Annotated in this window: 24 protein-coding genes, 1 tRNA gene and 1 pseudogene; 25 read left to right on the top strand and 1 reads right to left on the bottom strand. The window is 60.4% G+C overall.

Going from position 1 to position 14,101, the window contains the following annotated elements; all coding sequences use genetic code 11:
- Nucleotides 1–294 precede the first annotated feature (294 nt).
- From H9I52_RS04645 to H9I52_RS04620, 6 genes are all read left to right on the top strand, one after another.
- Nucleotides 295–368 (top strand) — tRNA-Gly (locus H9I52_RS04645).
- Nucleotides 369–391: 23 nt separating this feature from the next.
- A complete protein-coding gene (locus H9I52_RS04640; protein WP_187452861.1) occupies nt 392–751 on the top strand; it encodes a hypothetical protein in 360 nt (119 codons plus the stop codon).
- Complete coding sequence (locus H9I52_RS04635; RefSeq protein ID WP_187452860.1) at nt 738–1,952, top strand: terminase large subunit domain-containing protein; 1,215 nt, start codon at nt 738–740, stop codon at nt 1,950–1,952. The genes H9I52_RS04640 and H9I52_RS04635 overlap by 14 nt, the downstream gene beginning before the upstream one ends.
- A 14-nt stretch (nt 1,953–1,966) precedes the next feature.
- Nucleotides 1,967–3,562 carry a phage portal protein gene (locus H9I52_RS04630; RefSeq protein ID WP_187452859.1) on the top strand — a complete coding sequence of 532 codons (1,596 nt, stop codon included), beginning with the start codon at nt 1,967–1,969 and terminating at the stop codon, nt 3,560–3,562.
- Between the two features lie 175 nt (nt 3,563–3,737).
- Entirely contained in the window at nt 3,738–4,016 is a 279-nt protein-coding gene (locus H9I52_RS04625; RefSeq protein WP_187452858.1) for a hypothetical protein, read from the top strand.
- Nucleotides 4,017–4,023: 7 nt separating this feature from the next.
- Nucleotides 4,024–4,212 (top strand): hypothetical protein, encoded by a 189-nt coding sequence (locus H9I52_RS04620; RefSeq protein ID WP_187452857.1) that lies wholly within the window; start codon nt 4,024–4,026, stop codon nt 4,210–4,212.
- A gap of 183 nt (nt 4,213–4,395) precedes the next feature.
- Here H9I52_RS04620 and H9I52_RS04615 read toward each other — a convergent pair whose 3' ends face one another.
- On the bottom strand, nt 4,396–4,575 hold the full coding sequence (locus H9I52_RS04615; RefSeq protein WP_187452856.1) for a hypothetical protein: 180 nt from the start codon (nt 4,573–4,575) through the stop codon (nt 4,396–4,398).
- Nucleotides 4,576–4,860: 285 nt separating this feature from the next.
- Between H9I52_RS04615 and H9I52_RS04610 the strand changes: the two genes are divergently transcribed.
- The 19 genes and pseudogenes from H9I52_RS04610 to H9I52_RS04520 form a co-directional block, all read left to right on the top strand.
- On the top strand, nt 4,861–5,295 hold the full coding sequence (locus tag H9I52_RS04610) for a hypothetical protein (protein ID WP_187452855.1): 435 nt from the start codon (nt 4,861–4,863) through the stop codon (nt 5,293–5,295).
- Between the two features lie 6 nt (nt 5,296–5,301).
- Entirely contained in the window at nt 5,302–5,604 is a 303-nt protein-coding gene (locus H9I52_RS04605) for a hypothetical protein (RefSeq protein ID WP_187452854.1), read from the top strand.
- A gap of 20 nt (nt 5,605–5,624) precedes the next feature.
- On the top strand, nt 5,625–6,068 hold the full coding sequence (locus tag H9I52_RS04600; RefSeq protein WP_187452853.1) for a hypothetical protein: 444 nt from the start codon (nt 5,625–5,627) through the stop codon (nt 6,066–6,068).
- A 427-nt stretch (nt 6,069–6,495) separates the two neighbouring features.
- A complete protein-coding gene (locus tag H9I52_RS04595; protein ID WP_187452852.1) occupies nt 6,496–6,729 on the top strand; it encodes a hypothetical protein in 234 nt (77 codons plus the stop codon).
- 1 nt (nt 6,730) lies between these two features.
- Complete coding sequence (locus tag H9I52_RS04590) at nt 6,731–7,507, top strand: phage minor head protein (RefSeq protein ID WP_187452851.1); 777 nt, start codon at nt 6,731–6,733, stop codon at nt 7,505–7,507.
- Between the two features lie 4 nt (nt 7,508–7,511).
- Nucleotides 7,512–7,922, top strand: a complete 411-nt coding sequence (locus tag H9I52_RS04585; RefSeq protein WP_187452850.1) for a hypothetical protein — start codon at nt 7,512–7,514, stop codon at nt 7,920–7,922.
- Between the two features lie 101 nt (nt 7,923–8,023).
- Nucleotides 8,024–8,422, top strand: coding sequence for a hypothetical protein (locus H9I52_RS04580; protein ID WP_187452849.1), 399 nt, complete (start codon nt 8,024–8,026; stop codon nt 8,420–8,422).
- The gene (locus H9I52_RS04575; protein WP_187452848.1) at nt 8,415–8,567 is read left to right on the top strand and encodes a hypothetical protein; all 153 of its coding nucleotides are present in this window, start codon (nt 8,415–8,417) and stop codon (nt 8,565–8,567) included. The genes H9I52_RS04580 and H9I52_RS04575 overlap by 8 nt, the downstream gene beginning before the upstream one ends.
- 7 nt (nt 8,568–8,574) lie before the next feature.
- Nucleotides 8,575–8,778, top strand: a complete 204-nt coding sequence (locus H9I52_RS04570) for a hypothetical protein (RefSeq protein WP_187452847.1) — start codon at nt 8,575–8,577, stop codon at nt 8,776–8,778.
- Nucleotides 8,779–8,922: 144 nt separating this feature from the next.
- Complete coding sequence (locus tag H9I52_RS04565; protein ID WP_187452846.1) at nt 8,923–9,654, top strand: HK97 family phage prohead protease; 732 nt, start codon at nt 8,923–8,925, stop codon at nt 9,652–9,654.
- A 16-nt stretch (nt 9,655–9,670) separates the two neighbouring features.
- On the top strand, nt 9,671–10,918 hold the full coding sequence (locus tag H9I52_RS04560; protein ID WP_187452845.1) for a phage major capsid protein: 1,248 nt from the start codon (nt 9,671–9,673) through the stop codon (nt 10,916–10,918).
- A gap of 1 nt (nt 10,919) precedes the next feature.
- Nucleotides 10,920–11,165 carry a hypothetical protein gene (locus tag H9I52_RS04555; RefSeq protein ID WP_187452844.1) on the top strand — a complete coding sequence of 82 codons (246 nt, stop codon included), beginning with the start codon at nt 10,920–10,922 and terminating at the stop codon, nt 11,163–11,165.
- Nucleotides 11,166–11,176: 11 nt separating this feature from the next.
- The gene (locus H9I52_RS04550) at nt 11,177–11,734 is read left to right on the top strand and encodes a head-tail connector protein (protein WP_187452843.1); all 558 of its coding nucleotides are present in this window, start codon (nt 11,177–11,179) and stop codon (nt 11,732–11,734) included.
- Nucleotides 11,734–12,066: a head-tail adaptor protein gene (locus H9I52_RS04545; protein WP_262385940.1), complete on the top strand. Its 333-nt coding sequence runs from the start codon at nt 11,734–11,736 to the stop codon at nt 12,064–12,066. The genes H9I52_RS04550 and H9I52_RS04545 overlap by 1 nt, the downstream gene beginning before the upstream one ends.
- On the top strand, nt 12,047–12,403 hold the full coding sequence (locus H9I52_RS04540) for an HK97-gp10 family putative phage morphogenesis protein (RefSeq protein ID WP_187452841.1): 357 nt from the start codon (nt 12,047–12,049) through the stop codon (nt 12,401–12,403). Before H9I52_RS04545 ends, H9I52_RS04540 begins: the two co-directional genes overlap by 20 nt.
- Complete coding sequence (locus H9I52_RS04535) at nt 12,404–12,862, top strand: hypothetical protein (RefSeq protein ID WP_187452840.1); 459 nt, start codon at nt 12,404–12,406, stop codon at nt 12,860–12,862.
- Nucleotides 12,863–12,895: 33 nt separating this feature from the next.
- Nucleotides 12,896–13,345: a phage tail tube protein gene (locus tag H9I52_RS04530; protein WP_187452839.1), complete on the top strand. Its 450-nt coding sequence runs from the start codon at nt 12,896–12,898 to the stop codon at nt 13,343–13,345.
- 1 nt (nt 13,346) lies between these two features.
- Nucleotides 13,347–13,787, top strand: a complete 441-nt coding sequence (locus tag H9I52_RS04525) for a hypothetical protein (protein WP_187452838.1) — start codon at nt 13,347–13,349, stop codon at nt 13,785–13,787.
- An 11-nt stretch (nt 13,788–13,798) separates the two neighbouring features.
- A pseudogene (locus H9I52_RS04520) lies at nt 13,799–14,101 on the top strand (phage tail assembly chaperone); the annotation flags it as partial.

Below are 14,101 nucleotides of genomic sequence, written 5' to 3'. Positions count from 1 at the left end.
CCCACGGGGCACCGCATCGCGGCCATGACGTTTGAATCTGACACTAACTCGAAAGAGCTAAAGGAGGTGTGCGCCGCAATGGACCTACCGCTGAAGGTTCGCACCCGCACCCAATGGACGCAGCTAGGGGCCAAGCCCATTCCCGGCTTCCAGCTCCGCTATATCTACCTACTTGACAAATCGGCCCGCCTCACGGTGCCGGTGCTTCCTTATTCCCGCATTGATGAAATGGGCGCGGGCATGTACAAGGGCCAGAACGTGCCTATTTCAGAACGCAAACCAACACCAACACCAGCGCCGGAAGCTCAAACGGATGAGCGCCCCGATACCATCGGGGAGGCTGGCGGTTCGATACCGACCCCGGCGCTCACTTTTGCCAGTACCTAATCCTATGGCCCGCTCTGCCACTGTCATCGACTGGAAAACCGTAGACCGCTTGCTGAAGGCCGGGTGTACGGGGGTGCAGATTGCGGCCCGTCTGGGCATCCATCCCGAGACCCTCTACGACAACTGCAAGCGCGATCATAAAACCGATTTCTCCGCCTATTCCGCGGAAAAGAAAGCCGACGGCGAAACCCTGCTCCTGGAGCAACAGATGAACCTCGCCATGAAGGGCAACTTAGGCATGCTCATCTGGCTGGGCAAACAACGTTTGGGCCAGAAGGACAAGCACGAGCACGGCGGCGACGAGGATGGCGCCCCCATCAAGGTCACGCTCAACTTAGGAGGACCTGCCCATGCCGACGGCTGAGATTACCTACACCCGCCCGTGGGTGGCCCCCTACCAACAACGGATGCTCGACTGCCCCGCCCGCTACACCGTGACGGAAGCCAGCACCAAAGCCGGGAAAACGGCCTCCCACATCATCTGGCTGTTCGAGCAGGCCCTGCAAGGTCAGCCCGGTCAGAACTTCTGGTGGGTCGCCCCGGTCTACAACCAGGCCAAGATCGCGTTTGCCCGCATGAAGCAGCAGGTGAGTACGCCGGGCTTCTTCGTGGCCAACGAGTCCAGCCTGACGCTCACGCTGCCTACCGGGGCCATTCTCTGGTTCAAGACCGCCGAAAAACCCGACAACCTCTACGGGGACGACGTGTACGCGGCCGTCTTTGACGAGTTCACCCGTTCGCGGGAAGAAGCCTGGTTTGCCCTGCGGTCTACCCTGACCGCGACCCAGGGCAAGTGCAAGTTCATCGGCAACGTCAAGGGCAAGAAGAACTGGGGCTACAAGATGGCCCAAAAAGCCCGGCAGGACACCACCGGCACCTACGCCTACTTCAAGATCACGGCGTATGATGCCGTGGAAGCGGGGATTCTCAAACAGGAGGAAATCGAGGAGGCGAAGCGGGACTTGCCCGAGGCCGTCTTTCGGGAACTCTACCTGGCCGAACCCTCCGAGGACGGCAGCAACCCGTTTGGCCTGACCCACTTGCGCCGGTGCTTGCTGCCGACTGGCCTGGCCCCCGGCCCGGCCGTCGCGTATGGCATCGACCTGGCCAAGAGCTTTGACTACGCGGTCATTGCCGGGCTCAACGCGCAAGGCTACACCTGTCAATTAGACCGCTGGCAAAGCCCGTGGGGCGAAACCAAGCGCCGCATTCTCTCCCTGCCCGACATCTCCACCCTGATCGACTCGACGGGAGTAGGCGACCCCATCGTGGAGGAGGTCATGCAGACGCGCCGCCGCACCGAGGGGTTTAAGTTCACCAGCCAGAGCAAGCAACAACTCATGGAGGGCCTGACGCTGGCCTTTCAGCAGACGGCCCTGGGCATTCCTTCGGGCTGGCTCTACGACGAGTTGGAAGCCTTTGAATACGTCTACACCCGCACGGGCGTCCAGTACGCGGCCCCCGCGGGGTTGCACGACGACGGCGTGTGTGCCCTCGCCCTGGCGTGGCGCGCCTATACCACCTTACACCATCAGAAAGCCGCCTACGTGGTGCACGCCCTATGACCTTACCCGCTGTTTTGGATTCCGCCCTGCAAACGCTGGGCCTGCGCCCCGCCCAGCCGACGGCCTACGACCGCCCCCTTCTGCAAAAAGCGCTGGCCGGAGTAGACGGCCTGGGCCGCACCAACCCCAACTACCAGTACACCGGGGGGGGCGTGAACTGGCTCCACCCCGAACACGGCCACCTGCGCCGGCAACTCGTGGGCCAAGTCGGCAAGGTCAACAGCTACTTTGCCAAGAAAGCCGCCGCCCTGCCCTGGCTGCTCTACCGCACCGGGAAAGACCGCAAGCCCGAACTGCTGCCCTCCCCGCCACTACTGGACCTGCTCTGGCAGCCCAACCCGCTGACGGGCCAAGTGGTGTTCATGCGCCAGATCAGCATCCTCTACCACGGGCAAGGCAACGTGTTCATCTGGGCCAACCGATTGGACTCCGGCGTCAACGCGGGCAAACCCACAGAACTCTGGATTCTGCCCACCCCGAACGTAAAACCCCTCGGGGGTACGGTGATGCAGGCGCCCACCAAGTACGTGTTCACGCCCGACTTGAGCAAGCCCGGCGAAACCATCGACTTGCTACCGGAAGACGTGCTGCACCTCAAGCACGACGCCCTGCCGGGGGAAACCTACGGCGTGGGCTGCATTGTCGCCGCCAACCGGGAAGCCACCGCCGATCAGGCCTCGATCACGGCGCAGGTCTCCCAAATGCAAAACCAGGGCCCGGCGGGCATTCTCTCCTTTGAGCCCGTCGATAACCGGCCGGTGGAGTTAGGCCCCAACGTGGTCAGTGACATGCGCAACCGGCTCGCCACCCACTACACGGGCGCCGACAAGCGGGGTTCGTTTCCGATTATGACCCAGGCCGTGAAGTGGACGGCCATCGGCGCCACGGCCGTCGATCTGGACATCATCCAGTTCCGGGAAGCCAACTTCCGCGAGATCTGCGGGTACTGGGGCGTGCCCTCGGAACTGTTGGGCGACAAGGTAGCCTCGACGTACAACAACGTAGGAGAGGCCCGCAAAGCCTTCTACACGGACGGGGTCTTGCCCTACCTGGAAGCCATTCTGCCCGAGTTTTCCCGGTGGCTGTGCCCCATGTTCGAGAAAGGAACGTGGCTGCAAGTCGATACCTCGGGCGTGCCCGAGCTGCAAGCCGACAAGAAAGCCGAGACCGAGCGGATCATGTCCATGTACTTGCTGCCCATTGAACGGCGCGTGGAAATGCTGGGCGAAACGCCGGACAAGAACTTTACCGGGTACTTGATCCCAGCGGGGTTAGTCCACGTCAAGAGCCTGGACGAACTCGGTGGCCCCGCCGCGGCGGCCAAGCTCTTGCGCCGCCACGGCTACACGGACTACCCCGGCGCGGGGGAAGGAGACGAGGGGTGGGGCACGAAAGCGGCCAACAAAACGGACGTAGGCTTTGCTCAGGACATGGTGCCCCATCACAAAATGGCCGTCAAAATGGCCGACAAAGAGATTGCCAAGGGCGACGATCCGGACCTGGTTAAGCTCGCCAAAAAGATCAAGCAGGGCCAATCCGCCGAAATCGAGTTCCTGGAAGCCTGGCTCAAACAGCACGGCGAGACGCCCCACGCTGGCATGAATATGTAATTCTTCACCCTTACTCCCTCTCCGATGAACATGCCCATGCACCCCAAGCCCAAACCCCACCCCAAGCCCGGCAAGCCCCCGAAGCGGTAGCCAGCGCAATGGTACTATGTCGCCGAAAGGCCACAGAAATGGGCCGGTTATCCTTGAAATGATTGCACTTACCTAACCTATCGTTATGCCCAGCTTTCAGCGTGCCAGTGCTATGCGGATTTGGAAGGACCACCTCGGCAACGAATACGAAGCCCCGTACTCGTTTCTGTGGGAGGATGTCTACACCCTGGAAACGGCCCCGCGCCCCCTGAAAAGCTGGAAGAACCCGTGCGCGAAAGTCCGGGTGCTGCTGGGCAACGGGCTGCGGTTCTGGATACTGGGCGACGCCGAGAAATGGAACAAACGGTGGGACCGCTACCTCAACGCGCAGGAAGAAGCCACCCGCCGCTTTCACGTCAACTGATTCTGGTATGGCTACGCTGTTCATTGACCCGGTTACCATCCCCATGCCCCGCGGTATTACGCTCACCGGGGGCGAACTGACAGACGACGGCTCGGTATGGGTCACCATCAAGGTGGCGTGGTGGTACAAAGTCTGGTTCATGCTGCGGCACCCCAAGCTGACCGTGCGGCACTTCTGGTTGAAACTCACTGCCTAACCTTATGGAAGCACCCCTGCCCCCACCTCCTCCCAAACCTACGCAAGCCCAACTCGCGGCCGACGCCGAAAAGCTGTTGCACCAGCGGCTGCGGTCCCTGTCGAAAGTCCAGCAGTGGTGCGCGGAAGCGTACTGTCCCGATCCGCTAGGGGACTTGTACGAGCATCGGTATTGTAGACGGGGTTAGGCCGGTTGGTCGAGCTTGAGGGTGACGACCAAGTACTTGCTCGGCTTCATCCCGGCAGCGGTCGCCAATTCTTCCAAGCGGGCGTATTCGGCGTCCGTCAGGGAGAAGGCCCGGTGGCGTTTGTGCGTGGCAGGGTCTTTAAAGGGCCGACCGGCTCTCTTGGGCGTTTCGCTCATGCCCAAAGGTACGGGTTGATTGTCTTGTACAAAAATATATCATATATAGGTTTATCTTGTACAAGAATATAGGTATCTTTGGGTATGGCATCAGAGAAATCATCATCGGGAGGGGTTACCCTCATGGGGTTGCTGTTCGTGGCGTTCCTGGTTCTGAAACTCGCCGAGATCGGCGCGGTGGCGCACTGGTCGTGGTGGTGGGTAACGGCTCCGTTGTGGGGCCCTATTGTGTTAGTTGTCGGAATCTATCTGCTTGCGGCCTTTTTTAAGTCCTTATCCTAGCCTATGCAGTCCTCTCCCACGCCGCCCGACCTGATCCGCACCGAACACATGAACGGGTCCTTCACCAAGTACCACTTGGGCGGCGGCCGCGTCCTGCACCGCTTCACGGAACCTGATACCGGCGAACCCCACAATCACCCGTGGGGCTTCACAAGCCACGTGTTGAGCGGCGGCTACGTGGAGGAAGTCTACGGTTTGCTGCCCGACGGCACCGTGTCGATGCAGGAGGTAGAACGCCTACCGGGCACCTCCCACCGGGTCGAAGCCGCGACCGTGCACCGGCTGGTTCGACTCTTGGGGCCGGAATGTTGGACCCTGATCGAAGCCGGGCCGTGGGAGCAGAAGTCGGGGTTTTATCGGTTTGACGACGCGGGGATTTGGTTCCGCCATTGGGACGAGCCGGCATTTACACTGCAAGTGGCGCGAGTGCAATACTAGATACAGATGCTACAGAACGCCCTATCCATCTTCCTTGCCTTGTCTGCGTTGCGCCTGTTGGAGTGGGTAGTCGGCAATATGCGCGCCCGCGCCAAGGCCCTACCGCCCTTGTTGAAGTGGCGGTACTGGCGGCTTCGGATGTTGGTTGAGCACACCAAATTTCCCAACGGGTCAAGGAGCCGCTACAAGACCCTGCTAAACCTGCGGTCGAAGAAGCTGCAAGCGGCCATTGACGAAGACCAGCGGCAGTATTCCGACATCGACAACGCCATCCGCAACACCTACCAGCGCAAATACTACGACTACTAACCTTCTAACCCCCTTACGCTATGTCTGCCAAACTCACGACCGCCGCCCTCGCCGCCCTGCAAGAAGCCACCCAGCAAACGCAGGAGCGCATGTACTCGGAAGACTTGGAAACCACCCGCGCCCTGCTGGCCGGGCAGGTGCAAACCTCGCAGAAAGCCTTGGGCGAACTCACGCGCATTCACCGGGACTGGAACCCCGTGGATGGCCCTGTTCAACCCACGCCCAACAAACTCTACGACGTAGCGGGTACCCCGACGCCCGGCCGCCGGCCCGTGGGCACGGGTACGGGCCGGTATTCCGAAGACTTGAAGCTGTGGTTTGATGAAAACACCCACAAGCCTTTCCCGTACGCGATTACGCACTTTGCCAAGCGGCTTACCACCGTCGAACTTATTGGACAGCCGGAGTGGGACGGCCAACCCCAAGCCGGGGAAGCGGAAGACGTAACGGGCGCGGGGGTATGAGCCGGTTTGAGTATAAGCTCGTTCGGTTTGTCTCCTGTGTTGGGCGGCTGATTGCGGTTAGTGGCCTGTTTTGTTGTTGCATAACGTTGCGCGCCCTCTTTCTGGCTAGTTGCAAGGCTGTGCAACACGGACAAGCTACAGGGCTGCTGTTCTTGGTGCCGATGATGGGCATTATTGCTTTCGGTAGCTATGCCCTATTAGGCGCTTATACCGTAATGGGCGAAGACCTTCCTGAATGACCGGCCTCGCCCTCATCGTCTACACCGCCGGTATCGCTGCCTCCTGCGTCACGTTGGGCTACAGCCTGCGCATGCTGCGGGAGAGGCGGACCGGGCGGCGTTTGACCACTCCTTACCCCGGCCCCGGTCGTCCTCCCGTTAGCCCTTCTGTCAGGCCGCGAATTTGAGCGCCTTACCAACCGCAATCCATGACCAATCAACAGTTATTCGCTTGGGCCTTCCTCGTTATCGCACTCTCCGGGTTGGGTATGTGGGCGTACTACATGGCCGGGTTGCTCAAGGACAAGCAAGCGGCAAGTGATTACTTCCTGCAAAAAACACTTGCCCTTCCCCCGCCCCCGCCACACCCCTCGAAAGGCCGCGAAGCCTCAGAGGCGTGGCAGAAGCGGTGGGATGCCTACAAAGCACAGTTTCCGTACTAACATGACTTCTGCCGACCGCTACGCCCAGATCGAAGCCCTGCGCACTTCCCTGGAACCCGCCCACGAAAAGCGGGTACGCCGGGCCTTGATCCGGCAAGGGGAACGGGCCCTTGTGGCGTATCAGGCCGGGGCGTCGCCGGAACTGGCCGCCGCCTACGTCAAGGCCGACGAACTCACGGAAGTGCTCACCCGCCTCTACCAAGAGGTAGGAGTCACGTTTGCCCGGCAGGACTACGACGCACTAACGGAGCAGTACGCCAAAGCACAGGGACAGGCTTACGAAACCAAAGCCGAAGCCCCCACGGAAGTCGTCACCTCTTGGCTGGGACGACTCAGGCAGTTCATTACCCGCGGGGAAGCCTCCAAGCGGATCAAAGACATGGTGGATACGACCCGTAAGCTCGTGACCCAGACGTTGCAGGAAGTGGCACAGGAAGGGCTCAGCATTCCGGCCGGGGTGAAGCGGCTGCGGGAACGGGTCGCGGAGTTGGCGCCGAGTAGAGCAATCAGCATCGTAAGAACTGAGATAGTTAGCGCCAGTGCGTACGGTAGCCTGATGGGCGCGAAAGCGACGGGGCTCAAGCTGGACAAGCTGTGGATTTCTACCAAAGATGGGCGGACCAGATCAAGTCATGCCGTCGCTAACGGACAAGCTGTGCCGTTGGATAGTACTTTTACCATCGGCGGGTTTCCGGCCAAGTTCCCCGGAGACCCGATGCTCCCGCCTTCAGAATCAATCCGCTGCCGGTGCGCTATCGGATACAAGCCCATTCATTAACCCAATGACCGTCTTCCTTATGGTATCACCAAGCCCTTTCCCAGCCCGCCCTTTCCCATATGATGAAATAGAAGAAGTCAAGAAGAAGCAGAAACGCATTCGCCTGCAAATTGAGTTGGCGAAAGCCACCATCAACGAACTAGACGCACAGGAAAAGGAGCTAGAGGACTCCCTGTGGGTTTGCGTTGCTTGGGCTGACTTAGAGGCGTACTTGAAAAAGAACGGACAAGGCGAGCATTACGATTTAAATCCTGAAGTGCGAAGTGCAAACGGAACGTATGTAGACTACTGCAAGCTCAACGATCAAGGCGAGCTTCAAGTTGGCTCGTACCGCAATAATGATCGCTTCCCGCGCGGCGGTCTCCTGCGGGTGCGAAAAGACCTAAAAGCTTTCTATTCTGGAGGCGATATGTAAAAACTCGGCCAAGTTCCCCGGCGATCCAATGCTCCCTGCTTCCGAATCCGTGCAGTGCAGATGTACGGTAACCTACAAACCGATTGCCTAACTTACACCCTATGCCAGCCACTCAACAAGCCGCTATTCAAGAAGCCTACCCGAACCTTGCCCACCTGTTGGCAGAGGAAGAGGAGGCCCGTAAGACAATGCCACCGTATGGGTTCCTTGTTACGCTGTATATAACCGTAACCGACAGCCAAGGGCTAACGATAACCTTTGATAAGCGCGTCTCAAACGAATTGGTTAAGGACGACGCTGCTACCAGAGGCTATGCGGAGCACGTAGCCTGCGAGCTGTTGACGGAAGCCAAGTTTCCCGAACCCAACGCGCCCGAAGTCGAAGCAAACAAAGCCTTGGAGAAAGACGCCAACGGGTATTACCTGCCCTATCAACGCCCCGCATGGGACACGCCGTTTACCAAGAAAGAGATTCAACACCTCTCGTTTCGCGTTGGCTAACTACCCCTTCAAGCTCCTGCGCCTGACCACCCACCGCGCCCTGACCCGCCCGCGGCTGTGGCGCCGGCTGGGCTTAGAAGACGGGGGCGGGCTCTGCGCGCCGGGGTTGTACGTGTTCCTGCTGACGGGACTAGGCGCGAATTAGAAACGATATGGAAATGACCTTAGAACAGCTGCTTGACTTGGTGCCGGCGGGTTGGCTGATTGTCAAAAACAACGCCCGCGACGATACCCATTTGGAGTACAGTGTGTATACCGATTGGCGCATGCACGAAGACGGCCGTGAGAACGCCGTAGCCACCACCCTACAGGAAGCGTTGACGCAAGCCTTGACAAACCAAGGACTGCTGTCTTAACCCCTTCTTTCTCCTGTAGTCTTAGCCCCGGCCCTGACGAGTCGGGGCTTTTTCGTGCCCCCTGTATCCGGTTGGCGCTTCTCGTAAACACGAACCGCCCGCCCCGTGCGGTGCCCGCCTCCTGGGGCCTCTAGCTTTGGCCCTATGCAACACCAAAGCCGCCCGTACGCCGGGCTCAAGGACATCGACGCGACCGGCCGCACCGTGCAGTTCTACGGGTCGGCCTTTGGCAACGAAGACAGCGACGGCGACATTATCCTGCCGGGCGCCTTCACCAAAACGATTCAGGAAAACGGCCCCAACAGCCGCCAACCCCGCATCAAGCATTTACTGCAACACAACACCCGCCAAATCCTGGGCAAGTTCACCGACCTGGTAGAAGACCCCAAAGGCCTGCTGTGCACCTCCGTCATTGCCAACACCAAAGACGGGGACGACGCCCTGGCGCTCTACGCGTTGGACTTGTTCGAGCACAGCGTTGGCTTTCGCACGATCAAAAGCCAGTGGGACGAAACCGACCCGCAAAACCCCGTCCGGCATTTACTGGAACTCCAGCTCTGGGAGGTTTCCTCCGTGACGTGGGGCGCCAACGCCGAAACCCCCTTGGTGGGGATCAAGTCGATGGACCCCCACGCTCGTCTGTCGGGCGTGGACGCGTTGAACGAGCGCATGGACAAGCTCTTCAAAGCCCTGCGCACCGGCAACCTGCAAGATTCTACTTACCAAGCACTTGAGGCAGAGGCTCTCTCCCTGCAAACTGCCTACAAAGGACTGATTTCACTCCCCCTGACGCCTGAGAAGCCGGTGCAAACCACTTCCCAGCAGGCGGAGCCGAGCAGCGAGAAGGCGCTTACCTCCTTTCTCCAACTCATTTAATCATCCCCCGCCCGTCATGGACGACATCCAAGTAAAAGAGGCCGCAGAGCGCCTCAAAACCGAAGCGAAAACCGCTGCGGTCGAAGCCGGTAAAGAAGCTGCCAAAGAGGCGGTATCGGAAGTCAAAACCCTCGCCACGGAAGCCAAAACGGCCGTAGACGGCGTAAAGGAGACGCTGGAAAGCGTCAAGTCGGACTTGAAAAAGGTTTCTGACCAAGCCGACGAAACGGCCTCGCAAATCAAGCGCAGCCGCATGGCCGGCCCCACCGGCGAAGACGGCGAGAACACCGCCCTGAAAGCCTTCAACGACAAGGCTGCGGAAATCAAGGCCGTAAAGCCCGGCACCAAGAAGTCGGTCAGCATTGAACTCGACGCCAAAGCCGCGGTCATCATCACCACGGGCAGCGTGACCACCTTGGGCGGCCCGGCCTCGGTTACGCAGCTTCCCGGTGTGGTCGTTGACCCGAAGCGCCGCGATCACATCCGCTCGTACATGAACGTCGGCCAGATGGCCACGGGTTCGGCTACGTACCTGCAACACACGGCTTCCCGCACCCGCGGCGCCGGCATGGTAGGCGAAGGCGGCTTGAAAGGGCAGTCGGATCTGGGCTTCATCACCAAGCGCTTGGACGCGAAGAAGATCGCCAACACCTTCAAGATCACGGAAGAGACCGTGGACGACATCCCGCTTTTGATGTCTACCATTCAGCAGGAAGGCATTGCCGACATCGACTACATCGAAGACGACGAAATCCTGTTTGGCGACGGCACGGGCAACCACTTGGAAGGCGTCTATACGCAAGCCTCGGCTTTCACCGGCGCGGGCGTAAAAGCTGAGTTTGCCAACGAGTTCGACGTGCTCCGCGCCGCAGTGGCGCAGTTGGCCGTGGAACACTTCCTGCCTACGCTCATCATCCTGAGCCCCGTGGACGTGGCCAACATGGACCTCGAAAAAGGCGAAGACGGTCACTACCTCGTGCCCGCCGCCTTGTTTGGCACCACGTTGCCGTCTATTTCCGGCGTGCGCATCGTGGAGAACACGGCCATGCCCGCGGGCGAGTTCCTGGTAGGCGACTTCGCAATGGGTGCCCAACTCTTCGACCGGACGGGCCTGAGCGTGCGCATCTACGACCAGAACGAAGACGACGCCAAGCACAACCTGCTCTTGATCGTGATCGAGAAGCGCATTGCCCTGAAGGTAGGCTACCCCAAGGCCTTCGTGAAAGGCACGTTTGAGACGGCCAAACCGCTGTTGGCCGCTTAAGATGAGCAAGAAACTCGAAGCACTGAGCCCCTTCTCCGGTGAGGAGGGGTTCGTTCTCCGGGGCATGCGGTTTGAAACCAGCGAAGCCCGCGCCAACCTGCTCTTGAAAGCCGGCTTGGTCAAGGAGATTGCCGACGATACCCCGGTGCCCGTGAAAGAAAAGCCACAGGCGCAGATCATTGGCAAGCCCGGCCCCGCGGAAGACCGCAAGACCAAGCCCGCCAAAGGCCCTTCCGAAACCAAGTAACCGCTTCTCCCATGCCTACGACCGTTGTGTTGCCGTCTTCTTCTGCCCCGCTTCCGGTGTCGCTGGAGTTGGCGCGGCAACACCTGCGGCTGGACGGCACCGGGGAAGATGCGCTCTTGACCCACTACCTGAAAGCGGCCTGTGGACTGTGCGAACAGTACTGCGGGCGGCTCTTTCGGAGCGCGACCGTCAAGGCGACGTTCCGGTTGGACGAGGACTATGTGCTGGACCCCTTGGCCGGCAGTCCGACGGCGGTAGAAGGGTTTCTGACCGACGTGGCGGACTTGCCTACGCTTTCTTCCTACTTGGAAGAATACCGCAAGGGCATTTCCATTAACCGCGAGTTGCCTTGGGGCGTCGCGCTGGCTTCGCAAACCTACACGGTTACCTACCCCGTGACGGTACCCGAAGACGCGGTGCCGGCCGAAGTGGCGCAAGCCATTCTCAAGCTCACCAGCGACCTCTACGAGAACCGGGAAACCAGTTCTTTGGGCAACCTGAGCCACGAGCTGTCGGTGGGCTACCGGGTGCTGCTGGCTCCCTACCGGTTGACGAACGTGCTGAACTGATGGGCGGCGCGGGACAGTACCGGGAACGGGTGACCTTCTTCTTGCCCGGAGCGGGACAGGACGACGGCGCGGGGGGCGTTCTTCCCTCGGAACCGGAATCCTCCTTCACGCTCTACGCGCGGGTGCAGGTCTTGCAAGGCTCCGAAGCCCTACGCCTGGGACTCGAACAAGGCCAAACCCCTTACCGGATCACGGTGCGGCTCTCGGACGCGAGTAGGGCGGTGTCCCGCTCGGTGCGCGCCGAATGGGCCGGCAGAACCTTGGCAATCACAAGCACGGCGCCCAGCGAGCGGCGCGACCAACTCTCGGTGTATGGTCTCGATTCAGATTAAACCGGTGGACACCAAGAAGGCGCTGGGCTTGCTCGCCCGGTTCCGCACCGACGCCACCCAACGGGTGCGCGACGTGGTGGCGTCTACCGCCCTGCAAATCGAATCGGACGCCAAGCAGTTGGCCCCGGTCGATACCGGACGGCTCCGGGCGTCTATTCACGCGGACATCAATCCGGATGGGTTGGGCGCCACAGTGGGCAGCAACGTCACCTACTCCGTGTTCATCGAGCTGGGAACCCGAACCATGCGGGCGCAACCCTTCCTGTTTCCGGCCTACGAAATGAACCGCCAACGCTTTCTCGCCAACCTCAAAGAAGCCGTGCGCTTCCGCCTGTAAATGAGCGATCCCCAGCTGCTGTTGCAACAAGCCCTGATCGCGGCCCTCAACACCCCGTCTATCGCGGTGTCGGGCGCTGTCGTCAAGGCCTACACGCACCCGCCGCTGGGCACCCGTCCGCCTTACATTCTGGTAACCCAGCCCACCATGATCCCCGGCCTGGGGTCGGTGGCCTGTCAAGTCTGGGAGTGCACCTATTTGCTCGACATCGTGACTTCGTTTGCGACCGCCGGGCAAGTCAGCGACCTGCCCTCCTTTGCCATCAGTGGGCAGCTTCTTTCCCGCCTGCACGGCAAGCGATTGCCGCTTGCGGACGGCTACCAAATGGCCCCCGTGGCGTTTGGCTTGGCCAACACGGTAACCGATGCCGCGAGCGGCGAAACGGTGGACGTGCACCGCTATGTACGCGTGCGATTTCAACTGCAATACAACGCCCCGCTGGTCGAAGCCGGTGGGTAACCTTCCCTCTTTCAACTCCTTATTCTTCTCCCAATGGCCTCAGTAGTAAACGCCAAAGACATTGTCATCACGGTGGACGACATCGTGGTGGGTTGCGCCCAGAGCGCAGACTTCACCGTGGAAGCCGACATGGACGCGGCTACCTGCGCTGCTTCCGGCGGCTGGGACCAAGTAAGCTCGGGCCGCAAGCGCTGGTCGGGCTCGATTTCGGCCCTCTACCGCAAGTTTGAAACCGGCGAACAAGCCGCCAACATCTCGTATGAGGACGTGTTCGACCTGATTACGGAAGGCACGAAAGTAAGCATCACCTACGGCACCAACGTGACGGGCGACACCCGGTTTGGCGGCGATGCCTACATCAGTAACCTGGGCTTCTCCCAGCCCGAGAGCGGCAACGTGACGTGGTCGGCTGATTTGACGGGCACCGGCCCGCTGGGCAAGACCACGGTTTCGACTCCCATCGTTCTCCCTACGGTAGCTTAGTATGAATACCCTACGCGGAACGGGCACAATCAACCTTGGGGGGGCCGTAAGGCCCTTTCATGTGGGCACCAACCAAACCCGAATCTACTGCGAACTCCACGACCTCTCGCTTGAACAATACAACGAGCAGATGGGCGTGGACGCCTTGCAGAAAGGCCTCAAGTTGGGCGCGGCCATTGACTTTCTGTATTCGGCCCTCGCGTCGGGGGCCCAGAACAACGGCTTGCCCATCGACTTCGACCCGACGACGGTAGGACAGTGGATGGACGAGGCAGAGGAGTCGCCGGAGCAGTTGCAGGAGATCGGCAAGCCGGTCGCCATGTACATTGAACTCATCAAGGAACGGGCTAATCGCTACCTCGCCCAGCGGGGAAACGCCCCGGCGCCGATGAGGGTCAGCAAACCCGCACCGGCGCCCAAACCCAAGAAAGCCAAGAAGTAACCTGGTCGCACGTCCTCAACTTTGCCTTGGGCGAGTTGGGACTGCGGCCCGCGGAGTTCTGGGCCTTGACCTGGAACGACTACGACAGCCTCTGCTACGGGCACTGCTTGCGCCAGCAGCAGCAATGGGAGCACACCCGCTTGCTCTACGCGGTGCTCTACAACCAGAACGCGCCCAAAGGCAAGACCAAAACCTTGCAGGAGTTATTGCCCCTCTCCCTGCTCGATCCGCCCAAACCCCAGGCCTCCGACGACGACGCGTGGTGGGAGCGGATGCAGGGCATTATCCAACGTGAAAAAGCCGCCACGGCGTAA

Origin of the sequence: Hymenobacter sp. BT491, from assembly GCF_014349165.1 — a bacterium.
GTDB classification, from domain to species: Bacteria; Bacteroidota; Bacteroidia; order Cytophagales; family Hymenobacteraceae; genus Hymenobacter; species Hymenobacter jejuensis.
Note: the sequence above shows the minus strand (reverse complement) of the source record. Positions and strands in the feature narration are given on the sequence as shown.

What these genes read in the sequence shown, in the direction of transcription:
- H9I52_RS04620 (WP_187452857.1), top strand. Translation starts at nt 4,024, where the DNA reads ATGGCTACGCTGTTCATTGACCCGGTTACCATCCCCATGCCCCGCGGT.
- H9I52_RS04570 (WP_187452847.1), top strand. Translation starts at nt 8,575, where the DNA reads ATGGAAATGACCTTAGAACAGCTGCTTGACTTGGTGCCGGCGGGTTGG.
- H9I52_RS04590 (WP_187452851.1), top strand. Translation starts at nt 6,731, where the DNA reads ATGACTTCTGCCGACCGCTACGCCCAGATCGAAGCCCTGCGCACTTCC.
- H9I52_RS04580 (WP_187452849.1), top strand. Translation starts at nt 8,024, where the DNA reads ATGCCAGCCACTCAACAAGCCGCTATTCAAGAAGCCTACCCGAACCTT.
- H9I52_RS04565 (WP_187452846.1), top strand. Translation starts at nt 8,923, where the DNA reads ATGCAACACCAAAGCCGCCCGTACGCCGGGCTCAAGGACATCGACGCG.
- H9I52_RS04550 (WP_187452843.1), top strand. Translation starts at nt 11,177, where the DNA reads ATGCCTACGACCGTTGTGTTGCCGTCTTCTTCTGCCCCGCTTCCGGTG.
- H9I52_RS04560 (WP_187452845.1), top strand. Translation starts at nt 9,671, where the DNA reads ATGGACGACATCCAAGTAAAAGAGGCCGCAGAGCGCCTCAAAACCGAA.
- H9I52_RS04525 (WP_187452838.1), top strand. Translation starts at nt 13,347, where the DNA reads ATGAATACCCTACGCGGAACGGGCACAATCAACCTTGGGGGGGCCGTA.
- H9I52_RS04530 (WP_187452839.1), top strand. Translation starts at nt 12,896, where the DNA reads ATGGCCTCAGTAGTAAACGCCAAAGACATTGTCATCACGGTGGACGAC.
- H9I52_RS04615 (WP_187452856.1), bottom strand. Translation starts at nt 4,575, where the DNA reads ATGAGCGAAACGCCCAAGAGAGCCGGTCGGCCCTTTAAAGACCCTGCC.
- H9I52_RS04625 (WP_187452858.1), top strand. Translation starts at nt 3,738, where the DNA reads ATGCCCAGCTTTCAGCGTGCCAGTGCTATGCGGATTTGGAAGGACCAC.
- H9I52_RS04600 (WP_187452853.1), top strand. Translation starts at nt 5,625, where the DNA reads ATGTCTGCCAAACTCACGACCGCCGCCCTCGCCGCCCTGCAAGAAGCC.
- H9I52_RS04635 (WP_187452860.1), top strand. Translation starts at nt 738, where the DNA reads ATGCCGACGGCTGAGATTACCTACACCCGCCCGTGGGTGGCCCCCTAC.
- H9I52_RS04540 (WP_187452841.1), top strand. Translation starts at nt 12,047, where the DNA reads ATGGTCTCGATTCAGATTAAACCGGTGGACACCAAGAAGGCGCTGGGC.
- H9I52_RS04585 (WP_187452850.1), top strand. Translation starts at nt 7,512, where the DNA reads ATGACCGTCTTCCTTATGGTATCACCAAGCCCTTTCCCAGCCCGCCCT.
- H9I52_RS04595 (WP_187452852.1), top strand. Translation starts at nt 6,496, where the DNA reads ATGACCAATCAACAGTTATTCGCTTGGGCCTTCCTCGTTATCGCACTC.
- H9I52_RS04555 (WP_187452844.1), top strand. Translation starts at nt 10,920, where the DNA reads ATGAGCAAGAAACTCGAAGCACTGAGCCCCTTCTCCGGTGAGGAGGGG.
- H9I52_RS04640 (WP_187452861.1), top strand. Translation starts at nt 392, where the DNA reads ATGGCCCGCTCTGCCACTGTCATCGACTGGAAAACCGTAGACCGCTTG.
- H9I52_RS04545 (WP_262385940.1), top strand. Translation starts at nt 11,734, where the DNA reads ATGGGCGGCGCGGGACAGTACCGGGAACGGGTGACCTTCTTCTTGCCC.
- H9I52_RS04605 (WP_187452854.1), top strand. Translation starts at nt 5,302, where the DNA reads ATGCTACAGAACGCCCTATCCATCTTCCTTGCCTTGTCTGCGTTGCGC.
- H9I52_RS04535 (WP_187452840.1), top strand. Translation starts at nt 12,404, where the DNA reads ATGAGCGATCCCCAGCTGCTGTTGCAACAAGCCCTGATCGCGGCCCTC.
- H9I52_RS04610 (WP_187452855.1), top strand. Translation starts at nt 4,861, where the DNA reads ATGCAGTCCTCTCCCACGCCGCCCGACCTGATCCGCACCGAACACATG.